The 13112-nt window shown below is 60.1% G+C and carries 11 protein-coding genes; 6 read left to right on the top strand and 5 right to left on the bottom strand.

Annotated features, from left to right (window positions below; all coding sequences use genetic code 11):
• Window positions 1–77 precede the first annotated feature (77 nt).
• Entirely contained in the window at window positions 78–1580 is a 1503-nt protein-coding gene (locus ACU688_RS10565) for a nucleobase:cation symporter-2 family protein (RefSeq protein WP_448184648.1), read from the bottom strand.
• A 173-nt stretch (window positions 1581–1753) separates the two neighbouring features.
• Between ACU688_RS10565 and ACU688_RS10560 the strand changes: the two genes are divergently transcribed.
• A complete protein-coding gene (locus ACU688_RS10560) occupies window positions 1754–2701 on the top strand; it encodes a LysR family transcriptional regulator (RefSeq protein ID WP_448184647.1) in 948 nt (315 codons plus the stop codon).
• 143 nt (window positions 2702–2844) lie between these two features.
• Window positions 2845–3678, top strand: a complete 834-nt coding sequence (locus tag ACU688_RS10555) for a nucleoside-binding protein (protein WP_448184646.1) — start codon at window positions 2845–2847, stop codon at window positions 3676–3678.
• A gap of 142 nt (window positions 3679–3820) precedes the next feature.
• Here the strand turns inward: ACU688_RS10555 and punC are convergent, their stop codons facing one another.
• Window positions 3821–5005 (bottom strand): purine nucleoside transporter PunC, encoded by a 1185-nt coding sequence (gene punC, locus ACU688_RS10550; protein ID WP_448184645.1) that lies wholly within the window; start codon window positions 5003–5005, stop codon window positions 3821–3823.
• Between the two features lie 122 nt (window positions 5006–5127).
• Between punC and punR the strand changes: the two genes are divergently transcribed.
• Entirely contained in the window at window positions 5128–6069 is a 942-nt protein-coding gene (punR, locus tag ACU688_RS10545; RefSeq protein ID WP_448184644.1) for a DNA-binding transcriptional activator PunR, read from the top strand.
• On the opposite strand, the gene ACU688_RS10540 is transcribed toward punR, so the two are convergent.
• Complete coding sequence (locus tag ACU688_RS10540; RefSeq protein WP_448184643.1) at window positions 6050–7219, bottom strand: aspartate aminotransferase family protein; 1170 nt, start codon at window positions 7217–7219, stop codon at window positions 6050–6052. The two genes, punR and ACU688_RS10540, sit on opposite strands and share 20 nt — an antisense overlap.
• A 102-nt stretch (window positions 7220–7321) precedes the next feature.
• Here ACU688_RS10540 and ACU688_RS10535 point away from each other — a divergent pair, with 102 nt between their 5' ends.
• Window positions 7322–8227, top strand: coding sequence for a LysR family transcriptional regulator (locus tag ACU688_RS10535; RefSeq protein WP_448184642.1), 906 nt, complete (start codon window positions 7322–7324; stop codon window positions 8225–8227).
• Here the strand turns inward: ACU688_RS10535 and ACU688_RS10530 are convergent.
• Together ACU688_RS10530 and fabV are read right to left on the bottom strand one after the other, a co-directional pair.
• The gene (locus ACU688_RS10530; protein ID WP_448184641.1) at window positions 8224–8847 is read right to left on the bottom strand and encodes an HAD family hydrolase; all 624 of its coding nucleotides are present in this window, start codon (window positions 8845–8847) and stop codon (window positions 8224–8226) included. The two genes, ACU688_RS10535 and ACU688_RS10530, sit on opposite strands and share 4 nt — an antisense overlap.
• A gap of 248 nt (window positions 8848–9095) precedes the next feature.
• Window positions 9096–10289, bottom strand: a complete 1194-nt coding sequence (gene fabV, locus ACU688_RS10525; RefSeq protein WP_448184640.1) for an enoyl-ACP reductase FabV — start codon at window positions 10287–10289, stop codon at window positions 9096–9098.
• A 307-nt stretch (window positions 10290–10596) separates the two neighbouring features.
• Here fabV and ACU688_RS10520 point away from each other — a divergent pair, with 307 nt between their 5' ends.
• Window positions 10597–11421, top strand: coding sequence for an aspartyl/asparaginyl beta-hydroxylase domain-containing protein (locus ACU688_RS10520; protein WP_448184639.1), 825 nt, complete (start codon window positions 10597–10599; stop codon window positions 11419–11421).
• 150 nt (window positions 11422–11571) lie between these two features.
• Window positions 11572–12945, top strand: a complete 1374-nt coding sequence (gene ppnN, locus ACU688_RS10515) for a nucleotide 5'-monophosphate nucleosidase PpnN (protein ID WP_448184638.1) — start codon at window positions 11572–11574, stop codon at window positions 12943–12945.
• Window positions 12946–13112 lie beyond the last annotated feature (167 nt).

The raw sequence follows: 13112 nt of genomic DNA, 5'->3' as shown, positions 1-13112 counted from the left end.
TTGCCTGCGATAGCGGCGGTGAATACACCACCGCTATCGCAGGCAAGCCAGCTCCCACATTGGTTCCTCAATCCGCTTTAGACCTCAGTGGTCTCGGGCTTTGCGGTCTTCTTTTGGACCTCCGCCACCAGCGGAATCTCCTTACCCTCAGCATCAAACAGCTTGCCGCCCCGGAAGTAATCCCCGTCGCGCAACGCGGCCACATCGTGGAAGCACAAACTGCGCTCCGTTCCCGCCACAAACACCGATTGCTGGTCCGAGTTACCGGCGGTGAAGTGGTTGAATGCCAGGTTCAGCAGGATCGCCATGATCGCCGACGAACTGATGCCGGAGTGGAAAATGGTGGCGAACCAGGTTGGGAAATGATCATAGAAGCTCGGTGCCGCAATCGGGATCATGCCAAAACCGATGGAAGTGGCGACGATGATCAGGTTCATATTGTTGCGGTAATCCACCTTCGACAGCGTGCGGATACCGCTGGCCGCCACGGTGCCAAACAGCACAATACCCGCCCCGCCCAGCACTGAGGTCGGCACCGCTGCGATCACCCGGCCCATAAATGGCAGCAGGCCGAGGATCACCAGGAACAACCCGCCCGTCGCTACCACAAAGCGACTCTTCACCCCGGTAACCGCCACCAGGCCGACGTTCTGGGCAAAGGCGCTCTGGGTGAACGAACCAAAGATCGGCGCGAACATGCTCGACAACATGTCGGCGCGCAAGCCGTTACCCAAGCGTTTCGAGTCAACCTTGGTGTCGATGATCTCACCGACCGCCAGGATGTCCGCCGAGGTTTCCACCAGCGTCACCATCACCACGATGCACATTGAGATAATCGCGGCCACATGGAAGGTTGGCATGCCGAAATGGAATGGCGTGGGGAAACCGAACATCGGCCCCTGGGTCACCCCGGAGAAGTCCGCCATGCCCAGGAACACGGCAATCACGGTGCCGATCACCATCGCCAGCAGGATCGACAGGCGGGAAATGGTCGCGCTGCCGATCTTGCTCAACAGCAACACCAGCATCAGGGTCAACGCGGCCAGGCCGATGTTGGACATGCTGCCAAAATCCGCCGCGCGGCTGTTGCCGCCCATCGCCCAGCGCGCTGCAACGGGCATCAGGGTCAGGCCGATGGTGGTGATGACGATACCGGTCACCAGGGGTGGGAAGAATTTGGTTATTCGCGAGAACACCGGGGTAATCAACAGCCCGATAAACGACGCGGCCATCACCGCCCCGAGAATCGCCGGCACCCCGCCGGCGCCATCGCTGCCGACGATCGCCACCATGGTGGCCACACCCGCAAACGACACGCCCTGCACCAGCGGCAACTGACAACCAAAAAACGGTAAACCCAAGGTTTGCAACAAGGTGGCCAGGCCACCGGCAAACAGCGACGCGGCGATCAACAGGCCGATATCCGCCGGCGACAACCCGGCCGCCTGGCCGACGATCAGCGGTACGGCGACGATGCCACCGTACATGGTGAGGACATGCTGCAGGCCGTAAGCCATGTTGGCGGCGACGCCTAGATTTTCATCTTCGGGCCGCTGCGGTGACGCCTTCGGGATAGTCATGGTGAGGGGATCTCTGTTTTTGTTGTGCAATCACTGTATGCAAAGGAAACACGGGATGTCCATAGAGTTGTATACAATCAATTTCACAACAAGCTTGTAATCTCCGTTACAAAAATCCATTCAGCCGCCCTGTCCCATGGCCTGAAGACCTGCGCAAAAGGACCTGAAAAAAAATGCTCAACCGCAAACTGCGCATCCACGCCCCGGCGATCTACTACTTCGACATGGTGCGGCGCTGCCATTCGATCCGCGAAGCCGCACGGCGCTTGAACGTCGCGTCATCGGCGGTGAACCGGCAGATCCTCAAGCTGGAGGATGAGATGGGGACAACGCTGTTTGATCGCTTGCCGGGCGGTCTGCGTGTGACGGCGGCGGGCGAGATCCTTACGCGGCACATCACGCTGCTGTTGCAGGATGTGGAACGGGTACGCGGTGAACTGGATGGGCTGCACGGTGTGCAAACCGGTCATGTGGAAATCGCCACGGTGGAAGGGGCTGCCGTCGAGCTGCTGCCCGCCGCCCTCAAGCGCATGCGCGAGCGCTATCCGAAGGTGACGATTGGTGTCACGGTGCAAGGCTCGCAGTCGATTCCCAGCGCAGTGGTCAATGGCCAGGCGGATTTGGGACTGGCTTTTGCCCTGCCGCGCAGTGGCGAAATCACCCAACTGTGTGTCGGCCATTTCCGCCTCGGCGCGTTGATGACACCAACACATGTATTGGCCGGGGAAAGTCATGTCAGCTACGCACAGTGTTGCGAACACGGGGTGATCCAGGCCAAGAGCGAGCTGTCGGTGCATCACCTGATCGCCCCGCTGCACAAGCGTGCGGCGCCAAACAAGGCGCTGCTGCACAGCAACTCCATGGAGTTGGCCCGGCAGTTGGCACGCCAGCAATTGGGCATTGCGTTCCAAACCCGCATCGGCATTGAGGCCGACCTGGCACGTGGCGAATTGCTGCATATCCCCTTGAGTGACCAGGGCGGAATCTTCAGCGACCTGGGCGTGTATGCGCGCAAAGACCGCGACCTGCCGGTGGCGGTGCAAGCGTTGGCGCATTTGCTGGGTGAAGAAATTGCCTTGCGCGAACGCGATGAAATGAGCGCTGCCCCGCGTATTTCCTGACTTCCAGGGCAGGCCGACTGCTGCCGTTTCGGCATCGGCCCAGGCGAGATTCTGTTCTTTGGCGTGCGCCATCCTTGTGTCGATACTGCGCCCGGCGACCCCTGCAAGGTCGCCATGAGCCAAACGCCAAAGGAATTAAAACAATGAAAAAGGCACTGCACGGCGCAACCGTATTGCTCACCCTCCTCGGCGGCGGGGAGGCTGTCGCGGTGGAATGGATGAACAACAGCGTAGGGTTTCGCTACGGCCAACAGTTCACCAACCCGAATAACCCCGACGAATTCAGCAAGCGTATCTACAGTTTCACCCACGCCAGCGGCTACACGTATGGCAGTAATTTCCTCAACCTGGATGTGTTCCTGTCCGACAGCAGTGACCCGCGCAAGGGCACCGACCACGGCGGCAGCGAGGTGTACGCGGTGTATCGGCACCAGCTGTACGCGTCACGGGTATTCGATGTGCCGTTGGGCACCGGGCTGGTCAAGGATTACGCGCTGACCCTGGGCTTCGATGCCAACCGCAACAACAACTTCGCCTCGGCGAAAAAGCGTGCGGTGGTGGTTGGACCGACCTTGAAGTTCAACACCGTCGGTGTATTGGACCTGAGCCTGCTGTACTACAAGGAAAAGAACCACACCGGCATTCCCGGCGCGCAAGAATCGAACCACACCTTCGACGACACCTACATGCTCAACCTGACCTGGATGCGCCCCTTCGAAATCGCCAGCCACGCGGCGAAATTCCAGGGGTTCATCAATTACGTCGGCGAGAAAGGCGAGGACTACCACGGCCGCGACACCGCGCCCGAAGCGCTGGTGCGCAGCGCGCTGATGGTCGCGGTGCTTCCAGGGAAAAACGTGAAGCCGAACCTGTATCTCGGTGTGGGTTACGAGTATTGGCACAATAAGTTTGGGGTGGATGGTGGTCGGGGTAGCCGCACGTCGACGCCAACGGTGAATATGGAAGTCACCTTCTAGGGCTCTACTGGAGAAACAGGGTCAACTGTGTGGCTTGTGTGGGAGCTGGCTTGCCTGCGATAGCATCACCTCGGAACTACTGAAACACCGAGTCGCCAGCATCGCAGGCAAGCCAGCTCCCACAGTTGATCGCATTACACTTCTAAGCTTGTGCCAGCTTCGAACCGTCAGCCTTAGGCCGCGCCAACCAGTACCCCAACACCGCCAACGGCGCAGTCGCCAGCATCACGATCACGGTAATCAGCAACGGTTGGTCAATCATCGACGACACCAGCAGGCTGCTGAGAAAGCACAGGCCCAGTTGCAGGGTGTTTTGCAGGGCTGCCGCCTTGCCGGAATTTTCCGCAAACGGCATCAGCGCATTCGCCACCACAATCGGGTAACTGGCACCGTTGACTAGCGCCATCAGGCAGAACGGAATCAGCAAGGTGGTGAGGGTCGGCACGGTCAGCGTCGCGACCAGGTACAGCGCCACCATGCTGATGCAATACGCCACCAGCAACCACGGCAATAGAGTCTTGCCCTGAAAGCGCTGCAAGGCGCTGCGGCAACTGTAACCACCCACCAGAAACGCCAATGTCGGCAGCACATAGCTCAGACCAATATCGTTCGGGCTGTAGCCCATATCGCCAAGGATGAAGGGCGAAGCCGTCAGCCAGGCGAAGAAACTGGCAGAGCATGCGGCAAAGATCATCACGTTGCCGGTGAACACACGGGAGGTCAGCAACTGGCCATAGCCGAGACGCGAAGGTGCACCCTCTTCTGCAGGACGTTTCGGCATACGACGCAGGAGCAATGTCGGCAGCAGCAACAGCAACGAGACCCCCAGCAACACGCCGAAGATCGCTTGCCAGCCAAAGTGATTCAACACGATCGCCCCCAACAACGGCGCCAACGCGGGCGACAGGGACATCAGTGGCATGATGCTGGCGAACACGCGATGGGCCTTGTCAGCCGGGTAGCGGTCGATCACCAGTGCCTGCCAGCTCACGGCGGCGGAACATACGCCAATCGCCTGGATAAAACGCAGCGCGAGCAATTGCGCCGCCGTCTCGACCCAGAACATACCCGCACAGCCCAGCACGAACAGGCTCAAGCCGGCAAGCAGAATCGGCTTGCGCCCCAGGCGGTCGGACAACGGCCCCCACAGCAATTGCCCTACCGCAAAGCCGGCGAGGAAAATGCTCAAGCTGGCGCCCACCGCGCCAGCGCCAATCTGCAGTTGCTCGCCCATGGCGCCGAACGCCGGCAAGTACATGTCCATGGCGAGGTAACCGAGCATGCTCAGCCCCGCCAGATACCAAGTAAAACCAAAAGAATTTTTCATCGAAGCCTTGTAGGTCCTGCCATCAAACTATTTGCTGACTGGCACCCATTATGAAGCTGACAGTTTCTGTGTGAAGCGATAATAATTGGACACTCCTATCAATAATTTTGAAGGCAACAGCCATGTGGTCCGAATACTCCCTGGATGTCGTCGATGCGGTGGCACGCCACGGCAGCTTCAGCGCCGCCGCGCAGGAACTGAACCGTGTGCCGTCGGCCATCAGCTATACGGTGCGTCAGATTGAAGAGTGGCTGGCGGTGCCGCTGTTTGTACGTCGGCACCGTGATGTCGAACTGACCGCCGCCGGGCGCCTGTTTGTAGACGAGACACGGGGCGTGATGAAAAAAATGCTCGGCACCCGGCGCTTGTGCCAGCAGGTGGCCAATGGCTGGAGCGGCCAATTGAAAGTGGCGGTGGACTCCATCGTCAAACCCCAACGTTGTCGGCAACTGGTGCTGGATTTCTATCGGCAGTTTCCCGAGGTGGAATTGCTCCTGGAGTACGAGGTGTACAACGGCGTATGGGATGCCCTGGCCGACGAGCGCACCGACATCGTCATCGGCGCCACCAGCGCAGTGCCGGTGGCCAGTCACTTCACCTTTCGCGACATGGGCCTGTTGAACTGGCTGTGCGTGGTCAGCACACGGCATCCGTTGGCGGCCGTGGAAGGCTTGCTCAGTGACGATCAACTGCGGCCCTTCGCCTCGCTGTGCATGACCGACACCTCGCGCAACCTGCCCAAGCGCGACACCTGGACCCTGGATAACCAACGCCGGCTGGTGGTGCCGAATTGGGCCTCGGCCATCGATTGCCTACGCGACGGCCTATGTGTCGGCATGGCGCCGGCGCATCAGGTGCTGCCGTGGATCGAACGCGGTGAGTTGGTGGCGTTGCAGTTGAGCCGGCCGTTTCCGGCCAGCCCATCGTGTGTAGCGTGGGCGCAGAGCAAGTTATCGCCGGCGATGGCTTGGTTGTTGGAGTACCTGGGGGACAGGGAGACCATGAACCAGGAATGGCTCAATGGCCCCCCCATTGGATCCACGGTTAATTCAATAGGCGGGTGATGGCCCGTACGATCATCTCGACCTCTTTGGCATCCAGGGTCAGCGGCGGCAACAGGCGAATGATCTTGCCCCGCGTCACGTTGATCAACAAACCGTGCTCCTGCGCCGCACGCTGGGCCAGGTCACGATAGGGGCTGGCCAGCTCGATGCCGATCATCAAGCCCTGACCGCGAATCGCCAGCACCTGAGGATGCTCACTCAACTCCACCCGCAGCCGGGCCAGCAGGCGCTCGCCCTGTTGCGCGGCGTTTTGGAGCAAACCTTGCTCTTCAATAATATCCAGCACGGTGCACCCCACACGGCAGGCCAGCGGGTTGCCGCCAAAGGTGCTGCCGTGACTGCCTGGGGTAAACAACTGCGCCACCGCCGACCGCGCCAGGCAGGCGCCGATGGGCACACCGTTGCCAAGGCCTTTGGCCAGGGTCATTACGTCCGGGAGGATGCCTTCGTGCTGGAATGCAAACCAGGTGCCGGTGCGGCCGATGCCGGTCTGGATTTCGTCGAGCATCAGCAGCCAACCGTGGCGCGTACAGTGATCACGCAGGGCTTGCAGATAGCCGGGCGGTGCGGGCAGTACGCCACTTTCGCCCTGGATGGGTTCCAACAGGACGGCGGCGATACGCGCGCCGCAAGCCTTTGTGATCGCCTCGATCGCGGTGATATCACCAAAGCCCACCTTGATGAAATCCCCCGGTAAACGCTGGAACCCCAACCGTACGGACGGCCCGTCGCTGGCCGCCATGGTGCCCAGGGTGCGACCGTGGAAGGCGTTTTCCATCACCACTACCAAAGGCTCTTCGATGCCCTTTTTCCAGCCATGCAAGCGCGCCAGTTTCAGCGCCGTCTCGTTGGCCTCGGCGCCGGAGTTGTTGAAGAACGCGCGGTCGAGGCCGGATAGACGGGCCAGGCGCTGGGCCAAGCGTTGTTGCCAGTCGATGCTGTAGAGGTTGGAGGTGTGCAGCAGCAATCCCGCCTGCTCACTGATGGCGCTCACCAGTTTCGGATGGGAGTGCCCCACATTGGTCACCGCCACACCCGCCACCGCGTCCAGGTATTCGCGGCCTTGCTGGTCCCACAGGCGCGTGCCCAGGCCACGGGTAAAACTCAGGGCCAAGGGTTGGTAAGTGGTCATCAGGCAGGTGGCGGTCATGGTTGCAGCTCCAGTACATCGTTGTGGTGCCTGCAGTATCGTTAGCCACCTGAGCTGGATAAACTGCGCTTTCGTGTAATGACTTTGAATCAGGACTTGATAATGGATTTGTTCCAGGCGATGTCGGTGTACGTAAAAGTCGTGGAAACCGGCAGCATGACGGCCGCCGCCCAGAGCTGCGGGATGTCGACTACCATGGTCGGCAATCACCTGCGCGCCCTCGAACAGCGCCTTGGGGTCAGCCTGCTCAAGCGCACCACGCGCAAACAAAGCCTCACGGAATTCGGCGGGCAGTATTACCAGCGTTGCCTGGAAGTGCTGGGGCTGGTGGCTGACTCCGAACAACTGGCCGAGCAGGCCCACAGCGACGTGCCCAAAGGCACCCTGCGCATCACCGCGCCACCGGCCTTTGGCACCGAGCGCCTGGCCCCGGCCTTGAGCGAATTTTCCCAGCGTTATCCGCTGATCAAGCTCTATGTCGTGCTCAGCAACCAGCGCATGGACATGGTCGACAGCGGCTTCGACGTCGCGATCCGCCTGGGCGACCTGGAGCCCTCCAGCCTGATCGCCCGGCCGATGCAGGATTACACCATCACCCTGTGTGCCTCACCGAGCTACCTGGCGCGACGCGGCACCCCGCAAACCCCCGAAGACCTGCAACAGCACGACTGCCTGGCCTTCGCCTACCCCTCCACCGACGATTGGCGCAACGCCGACAAGCTCTGGCGCATGAGCGGCGAAGAAGGGGAAGTGGAAATTCCGGTGTCTGGTTCACTGACCATCAACAGTTCGCAAGCGCTGCGCCAGGCGGCCGTGCAAGGCATGGGCATCGTCATGCTGCCCGATGCCCTGGTGCAACCCGACTTGCAGGACGGCAAGCTGACGGCCTTGCTGACTGCCTATCAACTGCCCAGCCGCCCCATGCACTTGCTGTACGGCCAGGATCGTTATCGCCTGCCAAAACTGCGGGCGTTCGTGGATTTTGCCATGGAGAAATGGGCGCGCTAGAAGCCCACTCCAAGCTCCCGCAGGCAGGCGGCGGTGTGCTCGGCGGATACGTGATGAATGCCTTGCCAACCCAGGGCAACCGCCGCGTCGATATTGCCGGCCACATCATCGATGAACACCACTTCTGCCGGCTGGATATCCGGTAGGTGGACGCGTATCTGGTTGAGGCTCGCGTGGTAGATCGCCGCGTTGGGCTTGATCAACTGCAGTTCGCCGGACACCACGATGTCGCGAAAACACTGCAGGAACGGGTAATTGGCCCGCGCGTAAGGAAAGGTTTCGGCCGACCAGTTGGTGAGCCCGAACAACGGCATATTGGCCTGGTGCAATGCCTTGAGGATCGCCACGCCTTCCGGCAGCGGACCGCGCAGCATCTCGTGCCAACGCTCGTAATAAGCGCGGATCAACGCTTCATGATGAGGGTGCTGCTCGACCAGGCTGCGGGTGCCTTCGGCCAGTGAACGGCCGGCGTCCTGCTCGGTGTTCCAGGCCTGGGTGCAGATGGTGTCGAGGAACCATTGCCGCTCGCGGTCGTCGGCAATCAGCTTGCGGTACAGATGGTGCGGGTTCCAGTCGAACAGGACACCGCCGAAATCAAAAACTACTGCACGAATCGTCATCAGATCCTCCGTTAGTGTGAGTGATAGCGCACGGAGTCTGGCAGATTTGGCAACCCGGGCACGCTCTAAAGAGCGTACGAAGATTCTGAGAATACACAAAACAAATGTGTGGGCTTATGTGGCGAGGGAGCTTGCTCCCGCTGGGCTGCGTAGCGGCCCAAAAAATCTTGGGAGCGCTTCGCACTCCAGCGGGAGCAAGCTCCCTCGCCACAGCAAGCCCACACCTACATGTTTTGCTCGCCCGGATTTTAGGCCTGGATCAGGCCCTTGATCTTCACATCCGGGTTCACATCAGCGTCGTAGTCAACGCCGTCGATTTCAAAGCCGAACAAGCGCAGGAACTCCGCCTTGTAGCCGGCAAAATCGCTGATCTCGTTGACGTTGTCGTCAGTCACCTGGTTCCACAGTGCAGCCACGGCGTCCTGGACCTTGGGTTCCAGCTCAGCCAGGTCCGCACGCAGGCGGCCGTCGGCGTCGAGTTTCGGCTCGTTACCGTACAGGCTGTCCTTGAACAGGCCGTAGACCTGCTCGATGCAACCTTCGTGGGTGCCCTGCTCTTTCATCACCTTGAACAGCAGCGACAGGTACAGCGGCATGATCGGGATCGCCGAGCTTGCCTGGGTGACCACGGCCTTGAGCACCGACACACGGGCGTCACCCTTCAGCGCAGCGAGATTGTCGCGCAGGGTCAGGACTTTTTTGTCGAGGTCTTTCTTGGCTTCGCCGATGGAGCCATTCCAGTAGATATCCTGGGTCAGCTTTTCACCGAGGTAGGTGAACGCAGTGGTCTTGGCGCCTTCGGCCAGGACGTCGGCGTCACGCAGGGCGTCGATCCACAGCTGCCAGTCTTCGCCGCCCATCACTTTGACGGTGCCGTCGATTTCTTCCTGGGTCGCAGGCTCAAGGGTGGTATCGACCACAACGCCTTTGTCGGTGTTGATACCGCGCAGGGTCACAGGCTTGCCGATTGGCTTGAGGGTGGAGGTGTGCACCACGCCTTGCGGGTCGGTACGGCGTGGCGCGGCCAGGCTGTAGACCACCAGGTCGATCTTGCCCAGGTCTTTCTTGATGGTCTCGATGGTCAGGCGCTTGATCTCGTCGGAGAACGCGTCGCCGTTGATGCTCTTGGCGTACAGGCCTTTCTCGACAGCGAACTTCTCGAATGCGGCGCTGTTGTACCAGCCGGCCGAACCGAGCTTGCCGTCTTCACTTGGCTTCTCAAAAAACACGCCCAGGGTGTCGGCACCGCAGCCAAACGCAGCACTGATGCGCGCAGCCAGGCCGTAGCCGGTGGAAGCGCCGAGGACCAGCACCTTCTTGGCGCCGCCTTCGATGACGCCGTGTTGGGTCACGTAGTCGATCTGTTGCTTGACGTTCGCTTCACAGCCAACAGGGTGAGCGGTCACACAGATAAAGCCACGAACCCGCGGTTTGATGATCATAAAATTTCTGCCTCTTCCAAGGGGTCGATGGCCAGTGGTGGCCATTCAACTTCAATCGTACCGGTCTATGACGTCCGAAAAACCGAAGCGTCACGATAGTCGCAAATCTTCTGTTTACAAAATCCAATCGGTAAACGCGTATGCCGTTAAAAACTGTGTAAAGCGTTCACAATTTCGCAATATTTGTAACGCCTCTGCGGCGCTGAACGCCTTATCATGACGCAGTTGTTTCATCATGTTTCAAAACCCACCACTCGCAGCCACGGATACGGACCTGTCGATTGGCGTCCAGCCGGAGCTGAGTTTCATGAACAAGTCTGCCCTACGCAAAAAAGCAGTGTCCATCGCCTGGATACTTGGCGTGCTCCTATTTATCGGTCTGTTTCCCCTGACCACCGTGGTGTTCCTCGGCCTGGTGCTGGTGTGTGGCATCTATGATTTCCTGCGCAACGGCCTGTATGACGCGCCCACCATCAAGAAATACTTTATCGGCAGCGGCCGCAACACCTGGTTGCTGGCGCCGTTCAACACGCTGTTCGACCTGTTGAGCTCACGCAACCGCCACATCTACACGATGAACGACCTGCCGCCTGCCTGGCGTGCAGACCTGCAGCAGGTGCTCAAGGAAGCCATGGACCACAAGGATGAAATCATCGGTTACCTGGATGAACGCATGGCCGAGAAGAAGCGCGGCATGTTGTTTTTCCAGTGGTACGGGCGTCCGATCGAAACCACCCTGGACATTCCGAAACTGCGCGAGAAACTGCCGTTCGTGAAGACCATCGGCGTGTCGGTGTTCAACGAAAACCGTTCCACCTCTTTTCACTTCGGCCCACTGCGCATGATGTTCCGGGTGCTCTACAACATGGCACCCGCGCCCCATCATGACGGCGTCTACATCCAGGTCGGCGAGCACAAACATTACTGGCACGACGACCCGCTGTTCATCTTCGATGACACGCTGATGCACGCCTCCTTCAACAAGAACGATGCAAAGCGTTACTGCCTGTTTATCGATATCGTGCGGCCGACCCCGCTACCGCGGGTGCTCAATGCCGTGATCGCGGGGTTTGCTGCAATGGTCTTTACCCTGCGTCGGGTTTTCTACAAAAACTGGAAGCTGATTCAGTAAGTTCTGCGGCATGATGGTGCGCGACACTGTTTGCACTCGGCCTTGCGCCTGAGGTAAACAACGGTCTCGTGCGACCGAGTTCGGCGCCCATCATTCTCAAGCCATCGCGGCCCCCTGCGGGTGCGGTGGCTGCGCTTTCAAGGAATCAGAATGCCCCAACGTCAAGTCATCAATGCCTCCGTCAGCCCCAAGGGCAGCCTCGAAACCCTGTCCCAACGTGAAGTGCAGCAACTGAGCGAAGCCGGCACCGGCAGCACCTACACCCTGTTCCGCCAGTGCGCCCTGGCGATCCTCAATACCGGCGCGCATATCGACAACGCCAAGACCATCCTCGACGCCTACAAAGATTTTGAAGTGCGCATCCACCAGCAGGATCGCGGTGTGCGCCTGGAACTGCTGAACGCGCCGGCCGATGCCTTCGTTGATGGCGAAATGATCGCCAGCACCCGTGAGATGTTGTTCAGCGCCCTACGCGATATCGTCTACACCGAGAACGAACTGGACAGCCAGCGCATCGACCTGAGCAATTCCCAGGGCATCACCGACTACGTGTTCCACCTGCTGCGCAACGCCCGTACGCTGCGTGCCGGTGTCGAACCGAAAATCGTGGTGTGCTGGGGTGGCCACTCGATCAATACCGAAGAATACAAATACACCAAGAAAGTCGGCCACGAACTGGGCCTGCGCAGCCTGGACGTGTGTACCGGTTGCGGGCCTGGCGTGATGAAAGGTCCGATGAAAGGTGCGACCATTTCCCACGCCAAGCAACGCATTACCGGCGGGCGCTACCTGGGCCTGACAGAGCCCGGCATCATCGCCGCCGAAGCGCCCAACCCGATCGTCAACGAGTTGGTGATCCTGCCGGACATCGAAAAACGCCTGGAAGCGTTCGTGCGCGTCGGCCACGGCATCATCATCTTCCCGGGCGGCGCCGGCACGGCCGAAGAATTCCTGTACCTGCTGGGCATCCTGATGCACCCGGACAACCGCGACCTGCCGTTCCCGGTCATCCTCACCGGGCCGAAACACGCCGCGCCGTACCTGCAACAACTGCACGCGTTCGTCGGGGAAACCCTCGGTGAAGCGGCACAGGCGCACTACCAGATCATCATCGACGACCCCGCCGAAGTGGCCCGCCAGATGACGGCCGGGCTCAAGGGCGTGAAGCAGTTCCGCCGTGAGCGCAACGATGCGTTTCACTTCAACTGGCTGCTGAAAATCGACGAAGGCTTCCAGCGCCCGTTCGACCCGACCCACGCCAACATGGCCAGCCTGCAACTGAGCCATGCGCTGCCGCCCCACGAACTGGCGGCCAACCTGCGCCGCGCGTTCTCGGGGATCGTGGCAGGCAACGTCAAGGACAAGGGCATTCGCCTGATCGAAGAACACGGCCCGTACGAGATCCACGGTGACCCGGCCATCATGAAACCGCTGGATGAGCTGCTGCAGGCATTTGTTGCCCAACACCGCATGAAGTTGCCCGGTGGCGCGGCCTATGTACCGTGCTATCGCGTGGTGCAATGACGCCAGCAACTGGTCATACGTTGTAGCGCTTTGGGCGGGTTCCAGGGCGTGCTGATGGTGTGAATCGGGCTAGGGTTTAGTGAGTCCGATTCACTCACAACAGAAGGCACAACCTATGGACCAACGGATCTTGTCCTCCATAATTCCTTACCCTAAGGTAAGGAGTA

It is taken from the genome of Pseudomonas acericola (SeqCode), assembly GCF_053456465.1.
The sequence above is the reverse complement of the archived record's forward strand: the minus strand, read 5'-3'. Positions and strand labels throughout refer to the sequence as shown.

What these genes read in the sequence shown, in the direction of transcription:
- ACU688_RS10565 (WP_448184648.1), bottom strand. Translation starts at nt 1,580, where the DNA reads ATGACTATCCCGAAGGCGTCACCGCAGCGGCCCGAAGATGAAAATCTA.
- ACU688_RS10560 (WP_448184647.1), top strand. Translation starts at nt 1,754, where the DNA reads ATGCTCAACCGCAAACTGCGCATCCACGCCCCGGCGATCTACTACTTC.
- ACU688_RS10555 (WP_448184646.1), top strand. Translation starts at nt 2,845, where the DNA reads ATGAAAAAGGCACTGCACGGCGCAACCGTATTGCTCACCCTCCTCGGC.
- punC (WP_448184645.1), bottom strand. Translation starts at nt 5,005, where the DNA reads ATGAAAAATTCTTTTGGTTTTACTTGGTATCTGGCGGGGCTGAGCATG.
- punR (WP_448184644.1), top strand. Translation starts at nt 5,128, where the DNA reads ATGTGGTCCGAATACTCCCTGGATGTCGTCGATGCGGTGGCACGCCAC.
- ACU688_RS10540 (WP_448184643.1), bottom strand. Translation starts at nt 7,219, where the DNA reads ATGACCGCCACCTGCCTGATGACCACTTACCAACCCTTGGCCCTGAGT.
- ACU688_RS10535 (WP_448184642.1), top strand. Translation starts at nt 7,322, where the DNA reads ATGGATTTGTTCCAGGCGATGTCGGTGTACGTAAAAGTCGTGGAAACC.
- ACU688_RS10530 (WP_448184641.1), bottom strand. Translation starts at nt 8,847, where the DNA reads ATGACGATTCGTGCAGTAGTTTTTGATTTCGGCGGTGTCCTGTTCGAC.
- fabV (WP_448184640.1), bottom strand. Translation starts at nt 10,289, where the DNA reads ATGATCATCAAACCGCGGGTTCGTGGCTTTATCTGTGTGACCGCTCAC.
- ACU688_RS10520 (WP_448184639.1), top strand. Translation starts at nt 10,597, where the DNA reads ATGAACAAGTCTGCCCTACGCAAAAAAGCAGTGTCCATCGCCTGGATA.
- ppnN (WP_448184638.1), top strand. Translation starts at nt 11,572, where the DNA reads ATGCCCCAACGTCAAGTCATCAATGCCTCCGTCAGCCCCAAGGGCAGC.